Raw genomic sequence first — 19,135 nt, 5'->3', positions numbered from 1 at the left:
GCTGAACAGACCGGACCTCAGCGCGGCCGCCCCTTGCCTGATGAGCGAGGGGCTTCTTGTTGGCACGGTTCGGTGCCGCAGAACGCGACACGGCAGACAACGAGCAGACGAAACGACGTGAGGGCACCATGAGCGACAGCAACCAGAGCGACACCCCGAAGTTCCGGTACACCGCGCAGACCGCCGGTGAGATCGAACGCCGCTGGCAGGACCGGTGGGAGGAGCAGGGCACCTTCCAGGCGCCTAACCCGAGCGGCCCGTGGGCCGACCCGTCCGCCGACGGCAAGCAGAAGTACTTCCTGCAGGACATGTTCCCCTACCCCAGCGGCGCGGGCCTGCACGTCGGCCACCCGCTGGGCTTCATCGCGACCGACGTCTGCGCGCGCTACCAGCGCATGACCGGCAAGAACGTGCTGTACACGATGGGCTTCGACGCCTTCGGCCTGCCGGCCGAGCAGTACGCGGTGCAGACCGGCCAGCACCCGCGCAAGACCACCGAGGACAACATCGTCACCTACCGGCGACAGCTGCGGCAGCTGGGGTTGTCGCACGATCTGCGCCGCTCGTTCGCGACGATCGATCCCGAGTACTACAAGTGGACGCAGTGGATTTTCCTGCGCATCTACAACTCCTGGCACGACGAGCGCGCGGGCAAGGCCCGACCGATTGAGGACCTGGTCTCGGCCTACGAAAGCGGTGAAATCGCCACCCCGAGCGGTGCGGCCTGGGCCGACCTGTCGGACGCCGAGCGCATCGCAGCCGTCGACGCACGCCGTCTGGCGTACAAGAAGGAAGTGCCGGTCAACTGGGCGCCCGGTCTGGGCACCGTCGTCGCCAACGAGGAGGTCACCAACGAGGGCCTGACCGAACGCGGCGACATGCCGGTCTTCCGGCGCAACCTGTCGCAATGGATGATGCGCATCACGGCGTACGCCGACCGCCTGATCGACGACCTGGACCGGCTGGACTGGCCCGAGTCGATCAAGGCCATGCAGCGCAACTGGATCGGGCGCTCGCAGGGTGCGGCCCTGCGCTTCCCGGTCAACGGCATCGACGCGTCCATCGAAGTGTTCACCACGCGTCCGGACACCATCTTCGGCGCCACCTTCATGGTGCTGGCCCCCGAACACCCGTTGGTCGACGCGATGACCCCCACGACGTGGCCCGAGGGCACCAAGCAGGCCTGGACCGGCGGCCACGGCGATCCGCGCACCGCGGTCGCCGACTACCGGCTGGCCGCCTCGCGCAAGAGCGAGGTCGAGCGGCAGGCCGACGAGAAGACCAAGACCGGAGTGTTCACCGGCACGTTCGCGACCAACCCGGTGACCGGGCGGCCGGTGCCGGTGTTCATCGCCGACTACGTGCTGATGGGTTATGGCACCGGCGCGATCATGGCCGTGCCCGGTCAGGACGAGCGCGACTGGGCTTACGCGTCCGCGTTCGACCTGCCGATCGTGCGTACCGTGCAGCCGTCCGACGGCCATCCCGACGACCAGCCTTTCACCGGGGACGGCGCGGCGATCAACTCTGCCAACGAGCTAATCTCCTTGGACGGCTTGGGAGTAGCCGACGCCAAAGCGAAGATCATCCAGTTCGTCGAAGCCGAGGGCATCGGCAACGGCACGATCAACTACAAGCTGCGCGACTGGCTGTTCAGCCGGCAGCGCTACTGGGGCGAGCCCTTCCCGATCGTGTACGACGAGTCCGGTGCGGCGCACTCGGTGCCGGAGTCGATGCTGCCGGTGCAGTTGCCCGAGGTCGCCGACTACTCGCCCAAGACCTACGAACCTGACGACAAGGACTCCATGCCCGAGTCGCCGCTGTCGCGCGCGACTGAGTGGGTCAACGTCGAGCTGGACCTGGGTGACGGACCGAAGACCTACCGCCGCGAAACCGACACGATGCCCAACTGGGCCGGATCCTGTTGGTACGAAATGCGATACACCGACCCGGAGAACACCGAGCGCTTCGTCGACCGCGAGTGCGAGGAGTACTGGATGGGTCCCGGGCGCGGCGCGGGCGAGGGCAGGCCGAACGACACCGGTGGCGTCGACCTGTACGTCGGTGGCGTCGAACACGCGGTGCTGCACCTGCTGTACGCCCGCTTCTGGCACAAGGTGTTGTTCGACCTGGGCGAGATCACGTCCGAGGAACCGTTCCGCCGTCTGTTCAACCAGGGCTACGTGCAGGCGTACGCGTTCCGCGACCACCGCGGCCAGCCGGTCCCAGCAGCCGAGGTGCAGGAGACGACCGACGCCGACGGCACGACCTACACCTGGAACGGACAGGTCGTCACCCGCGAGTACGGGAAGATGGGCAAGTCGCTGAAGAACGTCGTCACGCCCGACGAGATGTGCGACCAGTACGGCGCCGACACCTTCCGCATCTATGAGATGTCGATGGGTCCGCTGGACCAGTCGCGTCCGTGGGAGACGCGTGCGGTCGTCGGGTCGCAGCGCTTCCTGCAGCGGCTGTGGCGCAATGTCGTCGACGAGGAGACCGGGCAGGTGCGGGTCGTCGACGGTGAGCCGGACGAGGCGACGAAACGCTTGCTGCACAGGACGATCGACGGCGTCGGTCGCGACTACTCGCAGCTGAGCTACAACACTGCGGTCGCCAAGCTGATCGAACTGAACAACGCACTGACCAAGCTGGACGACGTGCCGCGTGCCGTGGTCGAGTCGCTGGTGCAGATGGTTTCACCGATGGCCCCGCACATCGCCGAGGAACTGTGGCAGCGCCTGGGCCATACCTCGACGATCACGTTCGAGCCGTTCCCGCAGGCCGACCCGGCGTTGCTGGTCGACGACACCGTCACCTGTGTCGTGCAGGTGCTGGGCAAGGTCCGCGACCGGCTGGAGGTCGCGGCCGACGTCAGTGACGCCGACCTCGAAGCGGCCGCGCTGGCGAGCGACCGTGTGCGAGCGGCCATGGGGGACAAGCAGGTTCGCAAGGTCATCGTGCGGGCCCCGAAGCTGGTCAACGTCGTCGTCGGATGATGAACCAGCGTCGGCGGGTAGGGGAGGAGATGCGATGACGATCGCGGTCGTGACCGACTCCTCCGCCTACCTGCCCACGCATGTCGCGGTGCGCGGACGCGTGTTCGTGGTGCCGCTGCACGTCGCGGTCGACGGTGTCTCACACGACGAAGGCGTCGACGTGAGCGCATCCGACGTCGCAGCAGCGCTGCGCGAGCACCGTCCGGTCTCTACCTCAAGGCCGTCGCCGGGTGCGTTCCTGGAGGTCTACGAGGACCTCATCGCGCGCGGCGTCGACCAGATCGTCTCGATCCACCTGTCACGACAGATGTCGGCCACCCTCGCGTCGGCCGAGATCGCCGCGGCGTCCTGCGATGCCGACGTCCGTGTGATCGACAGCGAATCCATCGGAATGGCAATGGGGTTCGCAGTCCTTGCCGCAGCGGGTGCAGTCGACGAAGGCGCGACGGTGGACGAGGTGGAACGCATCGCCTGCGACGTCGCGGCGAGGTCGCACACCTACTTCTACGTCGACACGCTGGAATACCTGCGGCGCGGCGGACGCATCGGGCGGGCCTCCTCGCTGGTGGGGTCGGCCCTGTCCATCAAACCGCTGCTGACCCTCACCGACGGCTACATCGAGCCCCTCGAGCGGGTACGCACCACGTCCAAGGCGTTGGCACGGTTGAAGAGCCTCGCCCGGCAGGCTGCGGTCGAACTCGATTCCGGCGACGGAGTTGACGTCGCTGTGCACCACCTGGATGCGCTCGAACGAGCCGAGCAGCTTGCCGAAGATCTTGCGGAAGCGGTGCCGGACGCCCGTCGAGTGTTGCTGGTCGAACTCGGTGCCGCCGTCGGTGCGCACGTGGGCCCGGGCACGATCGCGGTGGCGGTGGCTCCGCGCTGTCGCGCTCCGGGCGCCTGATCCTCCACAGCCCTTCTCCTGCGGCGCAGTTCTCCACAGGCTGAGCATCGGCCGGCGACGCGTTCTGCGAAGCCGACCTAACGTGCCTGGCATGTCACGCAACCAGCCACCCGATCGACTCGCCGCGATCCTCGCCGAACTCGACGAAGGTCGGCGGACGCCGTGGCTGCCGGACGAGGACGATCTGATCGACCGTCGTCCGCTGTGGCCGGCGCTGCCCGGCCGTCGTCGACGTGCTGCGGCGACACACATTCCGGACCGCCGGGGCCCGGGAACCGATGGCGATCTCGACGACTTCGACGCTTCGGGGATGGAGGGCGAGACGGTCGAGGACGAGCCGCGTAGCCGGGCCGATCGGCGTCATCAAGGTCTCGGAGGCGGGAACCGGCGCGACAGCGAACGGGTCAGTCCCCACACCCCCTTGTTCCGAACACCGTTGCCCGACACCGAGGTCGACACACATCCCGGTCGCGCCGCTCTGATCGGAGCCCTCGTGGTCCTGTTGGTGGCGGGGGTCGTGTTCGGCGTACGGGTGTTCTCGGCCCGGAGCGCGGCCGAGCCCGTGCCACTCGCGCCCGCCGCCTCAACAGCTGTGACAACGACCGGCTCGGCCGCTGCTACCGCACCGGGTGGGAGGGGAGGTCAAGCACCGTACGCCACCTCGGCCGCCGCAGTTTCGCCGACGAGCCTCCTGGTTCACGTGGTCGGTCAGGTGCAGCGTCCAGGCGTGGTACGGCTCACATCAGGGTCCCGGGTCGAGGACGCCATCCGTGCGGCCGGTGGTGCGGGGCGAGGCGCAGACCTGTCAGCGGTCAACCTTGCCCGCCTGGTCACCGACGGAGAACAGGTGCAGGTGCCCAGGCCGGGGGAGAGCCCGATGCCTGCGCCGGCGCCGGCCGCGCAGTCAGGCGAGGGCACAGCGTCGACGAAAGCCGGCATACCCGCCGGACCGATCCCCCTGAACACCGCCACCGTGGCGGACCTGGACGCACTTCCGGGGGTCGGCCCGGTGCTGGCAGCGCGGATCATCGAGTGGCGTACCACGAACGGCAGGTTCAGCAGCGTCGACGAACTCGGTGAGGTGAGCGGTATCGGCGACAAGCTGCTGGAGCGGCTGCGCCCGCTGGTCACCGTGTGACCTGATGGAGCAGACGCACCGTGCCCTCGACCTCCGTCTGCTCCTGCCGGCACTGATCGCCTGGGGCGTCGCTGCCGCACTCCTCGGTGTCGCCACTTCGCTGGTGATCGCCGTTCTCGTCGGGTGTCTCGTCACCGGAATCGGCTGCTGCGGATTGGGCAGACCAACCGTACGAATGATCGGGTTCTGCGCTCTGGCAACGACCTTCATCCTCACCGCCGTCCTCGGGCATCGCGCTGTCGCACAAGCCGGCTTGGTACCAACGCTTGCTGAGCGTGGCGCCTCCGTCCGTCTCGAGGCGAGGGTGGTCTCCGATCCGGCACCGGTCCGGTCCCGCTTCGGCGCAGAGCAGGTCTGGCGCGTTCGCCTGCAGGCCACGCGGATCTCCGGACGCGGCGAGGTGGCCGGTGCACGAACGCCGATTCTCGCGTTCGGCGGGCAGGACGTGGGCCGGCTGCGCTGGCACGACACCGTCGTCGCCGCGGGACGCCTCCAACCCGCCGAGACGGGTGCCGACGTACGAGCGATCCTTCGCATTCGTCAGGTGCAGCGCACCCACCCGGCAGGACGGATCGAAGAGACCGTCGAACACCTACGAACCGGTCTGCGCGACAGCACCGAGGGCTTGCCGACCGACCCCGCCGGGCTGGTGCCGGCACTGGTCATCGGTGACACCAGCCGCATGCCGCAGGAACTGAAGGACGACATGCAGGCCACCGGAATGACCCACCTCAACGCGGTCTCCGGCAGCAACGTCACCGTCGTCCTGATGTGCGTGCAAGGACTGGCCGGCTACCTGCGGATTCCGCGGCGATGGCGCCTGCCGTTCGCGCTCCTCGGCCTCGCCCTGTTCGTGATGCTCTGTCGACCCGAACCGTCGGTCGTGCGGGCCTCGGCGATGGGAGTGGTCGGGCTGCTGGCGCTGCGCGGCGGGTCGCGGCGCGCAGGAGCCCCGGCACTGGCCGGAGCGATACTGGTGCTGCTCGCGATCGACCCGCACCTGGCTCGCTCCTTCGGGTTCATCCTGTCCAGTTTCGCCACCCTCGGGCTGTTGCTGTTCGCCCGGCGGTGGGCGGATGCCATCGCCCGATATCTCCCGAGACGGTGTGCACCACTCGCGGAAGCCATCTGCGTTCCTCTGGCAGCTCAAGTCTTCTGCGCACCGCTCACCCTGCTGCTCCAGCCCGGCGTCAGCCTGGTCGGAGTGCCCGCGAACGTCCTGGCCGCACCGTTGGTACCGATCGCGACGGTCGCCGGAGTGCTGGTCGTCTGCAGCGCACCGGTGTTGCAGCCGCTCGCCCAGTTGCTCGCCTGGGTGGCCGGTCTCCCGGCCTGGGGAATCGCCACGATCGCGCACCTCGGGGCCGACCTGCCCTATGGAACGCTGCCCTGGCCCGGAGGCTGGGTCGGGCTCGCCCTGCTGGTCCTCGTCATCGCGCTGGTGCTGACCACCGGGCACTGGTGGGCGCACCAGGCCGCGGCCCGACCGTGGCACGGCGCCGCTGCCGCGGTCATCGCGCTGGCCCTCGTCGTTCCGGTGCCCGCCGCACCTCCGTCGCGAGGGTGGACCGTCGCCATGTGTGACGTGGGGCAAGGAGACGCGACGATCGTCCGATCACCCCAGGGCGGAGTGTTGCTGATCGATACCGGTCCCGAACCCGACACCGTCGACAGTTGCCTGAGCCGCCTCGGCGTCGAACGGATCGACGCCGTTGTGCTCACCCATTTCCACGCCGACCACGTCGATGGGCTTGCCGGGGTACTGCGCAGCGGCCGCACGGTGCGAGAGCTTGTCGCGACCTTCGTCGAGGGTGAGGACGACGCCGGCCCGCACGAGGAGGCATCACGCCGTGAACCGACGCTGGCTCTCGCCGCACGCGCACGCGTACCGGTGCGGTTGGTGCGGCGCGGCGACAGCGTGGACGCACCTGGCATCACGGGGAAGGTGCTGTGGCCGGCCCGCACACTCGAGACCGGATCGGTGCAGAACAACGCGAGCGTGGTGCTCGCGGTCGTCGCCGGGGGCGTCCGGGCGTTGTTCACCGGCGACATCGAACGGGATGCCGGACGCGCCGTCCGACAGGAACTCCAGGCCGCGGGGGAGGGATCCTTCGACGTGCTCAAGGTGGCCCACCACGGTTCGGCCAACCAGGACGCAGATCTGATGGCGGTGGTGCGCCCGCGGGTCTGCCTGATCGGGGTCGGCGCAGACAACGACTACGGGCACCCGGCGCCGGTGACGTTACGACTGCTCGCCGGATGCACCGTGTTGCGCACCGATCAGGACGGCATGCTGTTCGTCCACCCGCATACGGACGGTGGCGTCTCGGTCAGCAGCTCCGGCTGACGGGCTATCGATTGCGTTGTCAGACAGGCTGTTTCGCCAGGTCGCCGACGCAGGAGGAGTCGCCGGCTGCTTCCACGAGGGCGTCGATCATCGCGGCGACCGCCGGTACGCGGGTCAGGTCGGGGGTCGTCACCGCGTACACGGTGCGGTGGGAGGGCGGGTCGATGGGCAGCACCTTGACCCGTGCGTTCGGTGCCGACCGCAGGATCAGATCGGGCACCAGGGCGACGCCCAGACCTTCGGCGACCAGACCGAGAACGGCCACGTAGTCCTCGGTCTCGAACGCGACGTCCGGGCGATACCCGGCGGCTGCTGCGAGCGAGAGCAGGTGTCCACGGCAACGCGGACAACCGGCGATCCACGGCGCTTCGGCGAGAGCCGCGAGGTCGACACTGTCCTGAGAAGCAAGTGGGTGGTCCAGCGGCAGGGCGATCCGAACGTGGTCGAGCAGAAGTTCCTTGACCTCGAAGTCGTCGAGGTGGTCGCTGCTGATCTCCAGCCCGTCATAGGTGAAGGCCACAGCGACGTCACACTCGCCGGCTCGCAGGGCCGCCAGCGACTCCGGTGGCTCACCCTCTGCGAAGCTCACCTGCACCTGCGGGAAACGCTTCTTCACCAGCGACAGTGCCTTCGGCACCAGCGTCGAGGACGAGGAGGGGAAGGCCATGAGTCGGACGCGTCCTGACTGGAGACCGGCGATCGCCGCGACCTCGGATTCGGCCGCGCTGATCGCGCCGAGGACCGCGCCGGCGTGGCGGGCCAGGACTTCACCGGCTTCGGTGAGTCGCACGTTGCGGCCCAGTCGTTCGACCAGGGGAGTGCCCAAGCGCTCTTCGAGGCGACGGACCATCTGGGAGATGGCGGGCTGGGAGTAACCGAGCGACGACGCCGCGGCGGTGAAACTGCCCTCGTCAGCGATGGCACGAATCACCCGGAGGCCGGCAGCGTCGATCATGCGCACCAGCCTACAAACCGTTCGACCGACCCGCCTGCTCAGCATGAAATCGCAGCGCGAGCCGCAGATCCTCACCGGTCCAGGAACGCCGGTGTGCCGATCAGCTCGGGCGTGGCCCGAACGACGTCGGTCGAGCGCCCGCCTGGGCTCTGGCCAGCCCGAGGATGAGGCAGAGGGACGCTGCGGCGAATCCTTGCCTGACGCCCAGGGCCATGACGGCCGAACCGATGGCGACCAGCAGCGCCGAGTGCATCATCCAGGCCACCGCCGCACCGCCTCCGGCGCGGCTGATCGGGGCGGTGGCCCCTGTGCGCCACCACCAGCAACAACGGCAGGATCAGGGGCGAAGGGGCCTCGGTCGTGTTCGCGCGTCCGGCCGTGGAGACAGCTGTCGCCCATCACCGCGAGCCAACCCAGCGTGACCCACCCCGATAGCGTACGAACCGATGCGCCCGCCGGCTCTCGATGAGCCGCGGCCTCGAACTCGGAACAGACCCGACCCATGGAGAACGAAGGTCCGATGGACGACCGCAGCCACCTGGCACACCTGCTCCGCGAGGGCGACGTGTTGGTCATGACCGGGGCCGGGCTGTCCACCGAATCCGGGCTGCCCGATTACCGCGGACCGGACGGGGTACGCCGTGTGGAGCCCATGACCGTGAGCGAGTTCCGGGCCGGAGTCGCTGCGCGGCAACGCTATTGGAGCCGGTCCTATGTCGGATGGGAGAGGTTCCGGACGGCGCGGCCCAACGAAGCGCACCGTCACCTCGCCGCGCTGGAGAAGGCGGGCCTGTTCGAGACGACGATCACCCAGAACGTCGACGGCCTGGCCCAGCAGGCAGGGTCCCGCGATGTCATCGAGTTGCACGGCAACCTCGGGCGAGCCGTCTGCCTGAACTGCCGGGCGCTTGCCGACCGAGAGTGGATCCAGCAGCAGTTCGCCACGCGCAATCCGGTGTTCGCGCAGGACGCCGAGAGGGCGCGCGACCTGCCGCTGCGCCCGGATGGCGACGTCGACATCGACCCCTCGCTGATCCATGACATCGAACTGGTGGTGTGCCCGACCTGTGGCAGCGACCTGCTGAAGCCGGACGTCGTGATGTTCGGCGAATCGGTACCCAAGGATCTGGTCGCCCATTGCTTCAACCGTCTCGAGCGGGCAAAGTCGCTGCTGGTGGTCGGATCCTCGCTCGGTGTGATGTCCGGCTTCCGTTTCGCGCGGCGTGCTGCCGAGCGCGACATCCCGATCGTGCTGGTCAACACCGGTTGGTCGCGAGCGGAACATCTGGCCACCAGACACGTACACCGCCCCCTGAGCGAGGTGCTGCAGGAGGCGGTGTGGGACGTACTGGGTGACGTCGACCGGGACGCGAGCGGCGATCGACGCCGGTGATCAGACCCGCCGCAGGACGGCCGTGACCTTGCCGAGGATCACCGCGTGGTCACCGTCGATCGGGTCGTACGCCGGGTTGTGCGGCATCAGCCAGACCTTGCCGTCGCGACGCTTGAACGTCTTGACGGTGGCTTCGTTGTCGAGCATCGCGGCGACGATGTCGCCGTTGGTCGCGGTCGGCTGCTGGCGCACGACGACCCAGTCGCCGTCGCAGATCGCGGCGTCGACCATCGAGTCACCGACCACCTTGAGCAGGAACAGGTCGCCCTCACCGACGATCTGCTTGGGCAACGGGAAGACGTCTTCGACGACCTCTTCGGCCAGGATCGGCCCGCCGGCCGCGATGCGTCCGACGACGGGCACGTAGGAGGCTGCCGGACGCTGGTCGCCGGCGCCGGTCTCGTCGATGGTGGAGTCGTCGCTCGAGGTGACGCTGGAACCGCCACGCACGCCCCGCTTGTCCTGCTGGTGATCGGGGGAGATGACCTCGATCGCGCGGGGACGGTTGGGGTCACGGCGCAGATAACCCTTGCGCTCCAGCATCGACAGTTGGTGGGCCACCGAACTCGGGCTGGTCAGGCCGACGGCCTCACCGATCTCCCGCATGCTCGGCGGGTAGCCGCGCCGGTCGACGGAGTTGCGGATCACTTCGAGGACCTTGCGCTGGCGGGTGGTCAGCGCTACGCCGCCCTCGTCGTCGGGCAGCTGGTGGATCTTGGCCATGTCGTCTGCGTCCTTCGTCATGCCGTCGGTGAGGTGGTGCGGGCGGGTCGATCGGTACGGCCCTGCATGCCCGGGGTGATGCATCCTGGACGACCGATGAAGCCGCTGTCGGCGAGCCGTGTAGCGCTCTTCGAGGGAGGTTGTCGGTGGTCGGTGCCAGGCTGCGGAGCATGGAAAGAGGCTATGCGGCTCGGACACAGTTTTCAAACATTTGTACGAGGCGTGTCTCGCATCATTCGAACAGTCGTGCTATACATCGTACAGACGTTCTATCGCACACGTGTGCGAAGGAGAACTTGATCCGGCGCCTCGCGCCAGGGACGGAGAACATCATGAGTGCAGTTGCTCACTGGGATCAGCCGCGTGTGGTCCGCACACTGCAGCGCCGGCGTCACCTGACCCTCGTGCCGTCGAACCAGCCGGTCGCACGAGTCGACCGGGACGAGGTTCGGCTCACCATGCGCGGCCGTCGCGTGCTCGCCGTGCTCGTGCTCACCACCCTGATCGCGGCGGGCTGGGGTGCCGGGCGGGCGTTCGCCTCCTCGCCGTCGACGACGCAGTTGGTGGTGCAGCCGGGGCAGACGCTGTCCGAGGTTGCGCACCAGGCCTACCCGCAGTTGCCGGTCGCCGAAGCGGTCGTGCGCCTTCAGCTCGCGAACGACCTCAATACTCTGCATGTCCACCCGGGCCAGTCGTTGACGGCTCCTCGCTGACGACGACTTCGCTCACATGGCGCGCCCCGTCTCCCGATCGTCGGGAACGGGGCTCGGGTGTGTCACGGGGCCTCGCGGGCGTGTCGCGACCAGTCGCGAACGCCTCGGCGCCGTGACCAGCACGTTTGGTGAACGTGCCGGACCGGCCGAGAGACTTTCCGATCCACACCTTGCATCTTGGGGTCGAAACGGAATAGCATCCCTACATCTAGTAGTTACACCGATGTAAGTTGTCCACATGTAGGTCCCCAGGATCTCAACAGAAATGACGGGCTTCTTCACCGGTTATCCACAAGAACATCCCCAATCGGGCCGATCAAGGCCTCGTGGCCCGGGCATTCCTATGCCCTTGCGAGCCGAACCGACCCGGATCATCACCAGGAGGTGACCATGCACTGCCCGTTCTGCCGACACGACGACTCCCGGGTCGTCGACAGCCGCAGCAGTGATGACGGCACCTCCATCAAACGGCGTCGCCAGTGCCCGTCGTGCGGCAAGCGGTTCTCCACCATGGAGACCGCCGGCCTCACGGTGGTCAAGCGGTCCGGCGCCAGCGAACCGTTCTCCCGGCAGAAGGTGCTCGTGGGCGTCCGCAAGGCCTGCCAGGGCCGGCCTGTGTCCGAGGACCAGCTCGCCCTGCTGGCGCAGGAGGTGGAGGAGAGCATCCGCTCCGGCGGCGCGGCCGAGATCGACGCGCACGACGTGGGACTGGCGATTCTCGGCCCGCTGCGCACGCTCGACGAGGTGGCCTACCTGCGGTTCGCCTCCGTCTACCAGGCGTTCGACGATCTCGACGACTTCGAGGCAGCCATCGCCCTGTTGCGCGCCGAACGCGATCTCAGCTCGACCGACGGGGCCGGTCACCAAGCCGCAGCTCGAACAGGCGACGAGGCTGTCGGTGGTCGGGTTCAGACTGATCGAACCGTGACCGACCGCTGACCGCTGGCACACGCACCACCGATTTCCAAGCAATCACACGCAGATTCACAACCGGCATCACACCGAGAAGCCCACGGAGGAGCATCATGACGGAGACGACCAACGCACGCTCGCGCACGCGCAAGAGCGGCAAGGGTGTGAAGGTGGAACGCATCTTCACCACCCCGGGCGTGCATCCCTATGACGAGGTCACCTGGGAGCGTCGCGACGTCGTTCAGCAGAACTGGAAGACCGGCGAGACGATCTTCGAGCAGCGTGGCGTGGAGTTCCCCGACTTCTGGTCGCTGAACGCGTCCACGATCGTCACCACGAAGTACTTCCGCGGCGCACTTGGCACCGAGGCCCGTGAGACCAGCCTCAAGCAGCTCATCGACCGTGTCGTGCTGACCTACGTCAAGGCCGGCAAGGAGTTCGGCTACTTCGCCACCGACGACGACGCGACGCTGTTCGAGCACGAGCTCACCTGGTCGCTGCTGCACCAGGTTTTCAGCTTCAACTCCCCGGTGTGGTTCAACGTCGGCACCAAGAGCCCCCAGCAGGTCTCGGCGTGCTTCATCCTCGCCGTCGACGACTCGATGGACTCGATTCTCAACTGGTACAAGGAGGAGGGCTTCATCTTCAAGGGCGGCTCCGGTGCCGGCCTGAACCTCTCGCGGATCCGTTCCTCCAAGGAGTTGTTGTCCAGCGGCGGCACCGCCAGCGGCCCGGTCAGCTTCATGCGTGGCGCCGACGCCTCCGCCGGCACCATCAAGTCCGGTGGCGCCACCCGCCGCGCGGCGAAGATGGTCGTGCTCGACGTCGACCACCCCGACATCGAGGAATTCATCGAGACCAAGGCGCGCGAGGAGGACAAGATCCGTGCGCTGCGCGACGCCGGTTTCGACATGGACCTCGGCGGCAAGGACATCCACTCGGTCCAGTACCAGAACGCCAACAACTCCGTCCGGGTCAGCGACGAGTTCATGCGTGCGGTCGAGGACGGTAAGCCGTTCGGTCTGCGTGCCCGCGGCACCGGTGAGGTCATCGAGGAAGTCGACGCCCGCGAGCTGTTCGACAAGATCAACAAGGCCGCGTGGGAGTGCGCCGACCCGGGTGTGCAGTACGACGACACCATCAACGCGTGGCACACCAACCCCGAGTCGGGGCGCATCACCGCGTCCAACCCGTGCTCGGAGTACATGTCGCTCGACAACTCCTCCTGCAACCTCGCGAGCCTCAACCTGCTGAAGTTCCTGAAGGAAGACGACACCTTCGACGTGCCGACCTTCCAGAAGGTCGTCGAGATGGTCATCACCGCGATGGACATCTCCATCTGCTTCGCCGACTTCCCGACCGAGGCGATCGGCAAGACCACCGTCGACTACCGCCAGCTCGGCATCGGTTACGCCAACCTCGGTGCGCTGCTGATGGCCACCGGCCACGGCTACGAGTCCGAGGGTGGCCGCAGCCTCGCCGCTGCCATCACCTCGCTGCTCACCGGCGCGGCCTACAAGCGGTCTGCCGAGATCGCCGGTGTCGTCGGTTCCTACGCCGGCTACGCCCGCAACGCCGAGGCGCACAAGAAGGTCATGCGCAAGCACCAGGCCGCCAACGACCAGGTGCGCACGCTCGACACGATGGACGCCGACATCCACCGCGCCGCGACCAAGGCGTGGGCCGATGTCATCGAGCTCGGTGAGAAGAACGGTTACCGCAACGCGCAGGCCTCGGTGCTCGCGCCGACCGGCACCATCGGCTTCATGATGGACTGCGACACCACCGGTATCGAGCCCGACTTCTCGCTGGTGAAGTTCAAGAAGCTCGTCGGTGGCGGCTCGATGCAGATCGTCAACCAGACCATCCCGCGGGCGCTGAAGAAGCTCGGCTACCAGGGCGAGCAGATCGAGGCGATCGTCGAGCACATCGCCAACAACGGTCACGTCATCGACGCACCCGGTCTGAAGACCGAGCACTACGAGGTCTTCGACTGCGCAATGGGCGAGCGTGCGATCAGCCCGATGGGCCACGTCCGCATGATGGCGGCCTGCCAGCCGTTCCTGTCGGGTGCGATCTCCAAGACGGTCAACCTGCCGGAGACGGCGACCGTCGAGGAGATCGCCGAGGTCCACTTGGAGGGCTGGAAGCTCGGCCTGAAGGCGCTCGCGGTCTACCGCGACAACTGCAAGGTCGGCCAGCCGCTGTCCGACGGCAAGGCCAAGGCTAAGCCGGTGCAGGATGCCGCCGAGCCGGAGAAGGTCGTCGAGTACCGCCCGATCCGTCGTCGCCTGCCCAAGCGTCGCAGCAGCCAGACCACCTCGTTCGCGGTCGGTGGCGCCGAGGGTTACCTCACCGCCAGCACCTACGACAACGGTGAACTGGGTGAACTGTTCCTGAAGTTCGGCAAGCAGGGCTCGACCCTCGCCGGCGTGATGGACGCGTTCTCGATCGCCGTCTCGGTCGCGCTGCAGTACGGCGTGCCGCTGGAGACCTACGTCGAGAAGTTCACCAACATGCGCTTCGAGCCGGCCGGCATGACCGACGACCCGGACGTGCGGATGGCGCAGTCGATCATGGACTACGTGTTCCGTCGCCTGGCGCTGGACCACCTGGACTTCGAGACCCGTTCGTTCATGGGGATCCACAGCGCCGAGGAGCGCGCTCGCCAGCTCGAGACCGGCTCGTACGCCTCGAATGAGGGCGACGACGTGGAGGGCGAACTGGAGAACTTCTCCCAGTCGGCCGCCACCAAGGAGGCGCCGAAGGTGTCCGCCGCACAGGCGAGCTCCGGCGCCGGTGCTGCCGACGTGCGTGAGGTCTCCCCGGAGATCCACTCCTCGGCCGAGCTGATGGAGAAGTTCCAGGGCAAGGCCGCCGACGCTCCGATGTGCATGACCTGTGGCACGAAGATGCGTCCGGCCGGTAGCTGCTACGTCTGCGAGGGTTGCGGAAGCACCTCCGGCTGCAGCTGAGCCGAGGGCGAAGGGCCGCCGGTTTTCCGGCGGCCCTTCGTCATGTCGTGAGTCTGTCGGGAAACGGTTGCGACTCAGCGCTTTCGGGCGTATCGCTCCAGTTCGTCGGCTGCCTTGGTAGCCAGACTGCGCACCCCCGAGATGGTCGGTCCGCCCGATGCGAGCACGACGATCACTTGGTCGCCCTCTGGGGACGGGGAGTACCAGGTGCCGTTCTCGATGCCTCCCAGCGCACCGCTCTTGAACCACACCGTCGTCCAGGAGCGCGGCGCGGTGAACCCGGGTGAGGGCACGGTCATGATCTGCGAGGCGAGGGTGGAACGGGACGCTTTCGCGCGGGTGTGGAGCGCCACCCAGGCCCGGGCAACGTCCTCGGAGCTTGCGAAATAGCCCAGACCGCTGCGCCAGGAGCCACCGATCGAGAAGTCGGGGCCACTCGCGTCAGCACGGCGGGAGGGTGCGATCAGTTGCCGCCGTCCCGTCTGCGAGGCCTTGGCCCAGCCGGCACGGGCACGCTGTGCCGCAGGGTCGGGGGAGTACAGCAGCCACAGGTCCTCGCGGATCGTCAGGAACGGGATCATCAGATCAGGTCGGGAATGACCCGAAGCGCGCAGTGCAGCCTTCATCGCGTCCTGGCCGAGCACCCGGACCAACAGGCTGGTCGCGGTGTTGTCGGACTGCTTGAACATCGCGCCGGCCGCCTCCATCACCCTGATCCGAACGCCGACGCCCCGTCCCGCCATCGAGCCGCTGCCTGCGCTGATGTCCTCACGCAGCAGGGTGAGCGACTGGTCCCAGCGCAGCCTGCCCGCCCTGATCGCGTCCAGCAGCGCGATCATCACGTACAGCTTGGTGACCGACGCGATCGGCCGGGTGTCCACGGGTCCGCTGCGGTGCACGATCTGCAACTGACCGGACGGCGTGACGAAGCCGGCCAACAGCGCGACGTCCTGGGCGACCCTACGGGCGGAGCCGTCGACCGACCGCCAGGCATTCCGGTCGACGCCGGGCGCGGAGACAACAGCCGGCGCCGGCGAAGACGCAGGGCGAGAGGTCGATCTCGACGGGACAGTGGACGTCGTGGGTGGGGGAGTCGGGTCACCATCGCCGACAGAGCAACCGGCCACCAGGGCGACGACCACGCCCAGCGCGGGGTACGTCAGGCGACGGCTCGTCCTCATCGCGTCCTCATCGTGTCGACCCTACAAGGACACAAGCGCACGTACTGGCGAGTAGCATCGCGAACGATGACAGCCAAGACGAAGTCCGGGACGACCTCGCGCGCCGAGACGGCGGGCGAGGACGCGCGTGGTTTCGTCGCCGGCTTACGCGATGCCCACGGGTCGGCGACCACGAAGATCTTCGGTCGGGCGCGCTCCCTGCTCGGGCCTGTCGTCACACCGGTCGAGCTCGCCCACGATGTCGTCCTCTCCGGCACCTACAGCTCACTGGGACTGGCACTCGACGTCACCGGAGTTGTCGCACGTCCGGCCGCGGGATTCGTTGCGGGACAAGTTCCGTCGCGGGTGGTGAAACGCCGGGCGACGTCGGTGGCGGCGTTCGTCCAAGGCCTCACCGGAGACCGGCTGGTCGACGTCGACCTGCCGATCTCGTACCCGATGACCTTGCGACGTTCCGGCTACGACGTGCCGATCACCAAGGCAGGCCTGTCGAACGCCTACCCGGACGCGTCCTCGAACCTCGTCGTGTTCGTCCACGGTTTCGTGGGTACCGAGCAGATGTGGAAGCGGCGCGCGAGCCGCGACGACGAGGGCCGCCGACTCTCCTACGGCCGCCGCCTCGAATCGCTCGGTGACTGGTCGGCGGTGTGGGTGCGCTACAACACCGGCCAGCGCGTCTCGACCAACGGCCGCGACCTCGGCCGCATGCTCGCCCGACTCGTCGCACGCTGGCCAGTCCCGGTCGATCGGGTGGTGCTGGTCGGCCACTCGATGGGCGGACTGGTCGTGCACAGTGCGCTGCTCCAGGCTGCGCCGGACGCGCCGTGGGCGGGCCTGGTCACCGACACCGTGTCGCTCGGCACCCCCTACCACGGAGCCCTGCTGGAGAAGAGCGTGAATGTTGTGGCGAAGGAGTTCGACAACCACCGGGCGACCCGTTGGGCCGGCGGGGTGCTCAGGTTCCGAAGCCAGGGCATCAAGGATCTGCGCCACGGCAACCTCGTGGAGGCGGACTGGAAGGGCTTCGATCCCGACGATCCGGAGGATCACCGGGCCCGCGACCGCAAGCACCTGCACCCGATCCGACACCTCGCGGTCGTCGGGATGATCGCGCCGCAGCCGCACGCGTGGTGGGGCCGTCCGCTGGGTGACGGCATGGTGTCGCGGTCCTCGGCTGCGGGCCTTGAGGGCGAGACCTGGGACACCGCGTACGTCGGCGGCGTCAATCACATGGATCTGCTCAACCACCCGAAGGTCTACAACGTCCTGGCCGAGCGCCTCGGGGTGGAACAGCTCCCATTGCGTCACCCGGGCGACTAACCTCACGGCATGTCCGGCGCAGCCTTCTTCGACCTCGATCGCACCCTCGTCCGCAAGGCCTCGGGTCCGGCCCTTTCCCGCGCGATGCGCGAGAGCGGGGTGGTGGGGTCGAAGCTGCCCGGCGAGTCATTGCTGTTCTGGTGGATGAACGCCTTCGGTGAGACGCTCGGCTCCATCGCGCTCGCGCGACAAGCCGTGCTCATAGCGGCCGGCAAACCCGACGGCGCATTCGACGACGCGGCCCACAAGGCCGCCGAGGTGCTCGTCGACCAAGTAGGCCCGTTCGCCCGAATTCTGGTCGAACAGCACCACGACGCAGGCCGAAAGGTGGTCATGGCGACAACCACGCCCTACCACCTCATCAAGCCGCTGGCCGATGCGCTCGGGTTCGACGACGTGATCGCCACCCGGTACGCCGTCGGTGAGAACGGTACGTACAACGGGCGCCACGACGGCAGGTTCGTGTGGTCCTGGGGGAAGTTGGCCGCCGTCCGCGACTGGGCGGCCGCCAACGACGTCGACCTCGAGGAATCCTTCGCCTATTCCGACTCGGTGTTCGACATTCCGCTGCTCACCGCGGTCGGCAACCCCGGTGCGGTCAACCCTGACCCGCGACTGCTGGTGGTCGCCATGGCCAAGCGCTGGCCGATCCTGTCCTTCGATGCGCCGCCCGGCACCCTCACCTTCCCGGTGGTCGACCTGGAAGCCCGCCGGCTCGCGCTGATGCTGGCCCGGCCGGAGACCTTCCCGTACGTGAGGTTCGAGATCAACGGGCTGGAGAACATCCCCGCAGACGGTCCCGCGATCTTCGCCGGCAACCACCGCAGCTACTTCGACATGGCGACCATGGCGGTCGTCGTCGGACGCACGGGGCGCGGCGCGAGCTTTCTGGCCAAGCGCGAGATGTTCGACGTGCCGCTGCTCGGACCGGTGTTGCGGATGCTCGGTGGCCTGAGCGTCGACCGTGACCATCGCGATCCGGACGCGGCCGACCCGCTGGAAGAGGCCGCGGTCGCGCTCGCCGGCGGTGACCTGGTCGGCGTGATGCCGCAGGGGACGATCCCGCGCGGACTCGACTTCTTCCGCGATGAGTTGCGCGGCTACCCCGGCACGGCGCGCCTCGCGGCCATGACGAAGGCGCCGGTCATTCCGTTTGCGCTCAGCGGGACCGAACTGGTCTGGCCGCGTGCTGCCGCTGCGCCCAATGTGCTGAGTTTTCTGAACCCGCCGAAGATCGTGGTCAACATCGGCGAACCCGTGGAGTTGAAGTACCGCTCGGAGCAGGCCGACACAAAACGCATCATGGCGGCGATCTCGGCGATCCTGCCCGATGCGGCGAGGGGCCTGAAGCCGACCAGCATCGAGCAGGTTGCTTCGACCTACCCCGGCGGCCGCATCCCGCAGAGCGATCTGCCCGACATCGAGCGGGCCATCGCAGCCAACACCGCAAAGGGGCGCAAGGCAGCACTGAAGCGGCGGTGAACAGGAACTGAACGCGTCCTGAACGCTGCTGGCCCCGTTTGGTTCGCCGGGGTGAACTGCGGGTTTGCGTCAGGTGGTCGCACGTCGTCAGAC

14 protein-coding genes are annotated in these 19,135 nt (G+C 67.8%); 10 read left to right on the top strand and 4 right to left on the bottom strand.

Going from position 1 to position 19,135, the window contains the following annotated elements; all coding sequences use genetic code 11:
• Window positions 1-128: 128 nt before the first annotated feature.
• The 4 genes from leuS (at window position 129) to MF407_RS08850 (ending at window position 7,388) form a co-directional block, all read left to right on the top strand.
• Entirely contained in the window at window positions 129-2,999 is a 2,871-nt protein-coding gene (gene leuS / locus MF407_RS08865; protein ID WP_239702054.1) for a leucine--tRNA ligase, read from the top strand.
• Between the two features lie 34 nt (window positions 3,000-3,033).
• Window positions 3,034-3,903, top strand: a complete 870-nt coding sequence (locus MF407_RS08860; protein ID WP_239702053.1) for a DegV family protein — start codon at window positions 3,034-3,036, stop codon at window positions 3,901-3,903.
• A 91-nt stretch (window positions 3,904-3,994) separates the two neighbouring features.
• Window positions 3,995-5,041, top strand: a complete 1,047-nt coding sequence (locus tag MF407_RS08855) for a helix-hairpin-helix domain-containing protein (RefSeq protein WP_239702052.1) — start codon at window positions 3,995-3,997, stop codon at window positions 5,039-5,041.
• Between the two features lie 4 nt (window positions 5,042-5,045).
• Window positions 5,046-7,388 carry a ComEC/Rec2 family competence protein gene (locus tag MF407_RS08850; protein ID WP_239702051.1) on the top strand — a complete coding sequence of 781 codons (2,343 nt, stop codon included), beginning with the start codon at window positions 5,046-5,048 and terminating at the stop codon, window positions 7,386-7,388.
• A 19-nt stretch (window positions 7,389-7,407) separates the two neighbouring features.
• Here the strand turns inward: MF407_RS08850 and MF407_RS08845 are convergent, their stop codons facing one another.
• Window positions 7,408-8,343 (bottom strand): LysR family transcriptional regulator, encoded by a 936-nt coding sequence (locus MF407_RS08845; protein WP_129624105.1) that lies wholly within the window; start codon window positions 8,341-8,343, stop codon window positions 7,408-7,410.
• A gap of 100 nt (window positions 8,344-8,443) precedes the next feature.
• On the bottom strand, window positions 8,444-8,608 hold the full coding sequence (locus MF407_RS08840; protein WP_239702050.1) for a hypothetical protein: 165 nt from the start codon (window positions 8,606-8,608) through the stop codon (window positions 8,444-8,446).
• 237 nt (window positions 8,609-8,845) lie between these two features.
• Between MF407_RS08840 and MF407_RS08835 the strand changes: the two genes are divergently transcribed.
• Window positions 8,846-9,736, top strand: coding sequence for a Sir2 family NAD-dependent protein deacetylase (locus tag MF407_RS08835; RefSeq protein ID WP_129624104.1), 891 nt, complete (start codon window positions 8,846-8,848; stop codon window positions 9,734-9,736).
• On the opposite strand, the gene lexA is transcribed toward MF407_RS08835, so the two are convergent.
• Complete coding sequence (gene lexA / locus MF407_RS08830; protein WP_239702886.1) at window positions 9,737-10,459, bottom strand: transcriptional repressor LexA; 723 nt, start codon at window positions 10,457-10,459, stop codon at window positions 9,737-9,739. It abuts the gene before it with no gap.
• Between the two features lie 332 nt (window positions 10,460-10,791).
• Between lexA and MF407_RS08825 the strand changes: the two genes are divergently transcribed.
• The 3 genes from MF407_RS08825 to MF407_RS08815 all read left to right on the top strand — a co-directional run bounded on the left by MF407_RS08825 (window position 10,792) and on the right by MF407_RS08815 (window position 15,059).
• Window positions 10,792-11,172, top strand: a complete 381-nt coding sequence (locus MF407_RS08825; RefSeq protein ID WP_239702049.1) for a LysM peptidoglycan-binding domain-containing protein — start codon at window positions 10,792-10,794, stop codon at window positions 11,170-11,172.
• A 390-nt stretch (window positions 11,173-11,562) separates the two neighbouring features.
• The gene (gene nrdR, locus MF407_RS08820; protein ID WP_129624102.1) at window positions 11,563-12,111 is read left to right on the top strand and encodes a transcriptional regulator NrdR; all 549 of its coding nucleotides are present in this window, start codon (window positions 11,563-11,565) and stop codon (window positions 12,109-12,111) included.
• An 86-nt stretch (window positions 12,112-12,197) separates the two neighbouring features.
• A complete protein-coding gene (locus MF407_RS08815; RefSeq protein ID WP_239702048.1) occupies window positions 12,198-15,059 on the top strand; it encodes a vitamin B12-dependent ribonucleotide reductase in 2,862 nt (953 codons plus the stop codon).
• Window positions 15,060-15,133: 74 nt separating this feature from the next.
• Here the strand turns inward: MF407_RS08815 and MF407_RS08810 are convergent, their stop codons facing one another.
• Window positions 15,134-16,240 (bottom strand): serine hydrolase, encoded by a 1,107-nt coding sequence (locus MF407_RS08810; protein ID WP_239702047.1) that lies wholly within the window; start codon window positions 16,238-16,240, stop codon window positions 15,134-15,136.
• Between the two features lie 66 nt (window positions 16,241-16,306).
• Between MF407_RS08810 and MF407_RS08805 the strand changes: the two genes are divergently transcribed.
• Window positions 16,307-17,560 carry a hypothetical protein gene (locus MF407_RS08805; protein WP_239702046.1) on the top strand — a complete coding sequence of 418 codons (1,254 nt, stop codon included), beginning with the start codon at window positions 16,307-16,309 and terminating at the stop codon, window positions 17,558-17,560.
• 9 nt (window positions 17,561-17,569) lie between these two features.
• Window positions 17,570-19,042 carry an HAD-IB family hydrolase gene (locus tag MF407_RS08800; RefSeq protein ID WP_239702045.1) on the top strand — a complete coding sequence of 491 codons (1,473 nt, stop codon included), beginning with the start codon at window positions 17,570-17,572 and terminating at the stop codon, window positions 19,040-19,042.
• The last annotated feature ends 93 nt before the right edge of the window (window positions 19,043-19,135 follow it).

The sequence above is a fragment of the Yimella sp. NH-Cas1 genome (assembly GCF_022359705.1).
Classification (GTDB): Bacteria; Actinomycetota; Actinomycetes; order Actinomycetales; family Dermatophilaceae; genus Yimella; species Yimella lutea.
This window is presented reverse-complemented; position numbering and strand designations above follow the sequence as displayed.

Excerpts from the sequence above, each read along its gene's own strand:
- leuS (WP_239702054.1), top strand. The coding sequence starts at position 129 with ATGAGCGACAGCAACCAGAGCGACACCCCGAAGTTCCGGTACACCGCG.
- MF407_RS08860 (WP_239702053.1), top strand. The coding sequence starts at position 3,034 with ATGACGATCGCGGTCGTGACCGACTCCTCCGCCTACCTGCCCACGCAT.
- MF407_RS08855 (WP_239702052.1), top strand. The coding sequence starts at position 3,995 with ATGTCACGCAACCAGCCACCCGATCGACTCGCCGCGATCCTCGCCGAA.
- MF407_RS08850 (WP_239702051.1), top strand. The coding sequence starts at position 5,046 with ATGGAGCAGACGCACCGTGCCCTCGACCTCCGTCTGCTCCTGCCGGCA.
- MF407_RS08845 (WP_129624105.1), bottom strand. The coding sequence starts at position 8,343 with ATGATCGACGCTGCCGGCCTCCGGGTGATTCGTGCCATCGCTGACGAG.
- MF407_RS08835 (WP_129624104.1), top strand. The coding sequence starts at position 8,846 with ATGGAGAACGAAGGTCCGATGGACGACCGCAGCCACCTGGCACACCTG.
- lexA (WP_239702886.1), bottom strand. The coding sequence starts at position 10,459 with ATGGCCAAGATCCACCAGCTGCCCGACGACGAGGGCGGCGTAGCGCTG.
- MF407_RS08825 (WP_239702049.1), top strand. The coding sequence starts at position 10,792 with ATGAGTGCAGTTGCTCACTGGGATCAGCCGCGTGTGGTCCGCACACTG.
- nrdR (WP_129624102.1), top strand. The coding sequence starts at position 11,563 with ATGCACTGCCCGTTCTGCCGACACGACGACTCCCGGGTCGTCGACAGC.
- MF407_RS08815 (WP_239702048.1), top strand. The coding sequence starts at position 12,198 with ATGACGGAGACGACCAACGCACGCTCGCGCACGCGCAAGAGCGGCAAG.
- MF407_RS08810 (WP_239702047.1), bottom strand. The coding sequence starts at position 16,240 with ATGAGGACGAGCCGTCGCCTGACGTACCCCGCGCTGGGCGTGGTCGTC.
- MF407_RS08805 (WP_239702046.1), top strand. The coding sequence starts at position 16,307 with ATGACAGCCAAGACGAAGTCCGGGACGACCTCGCGCGCCGAGACGGCG.
- MF407_RS08800 (WP_239702045.1), top strand. The coding sequence starts at position 17,570 with ATGTCCGGCGCAGCCTTCTTCGACCTCGATCGCACCCTCGTCCGCAAG.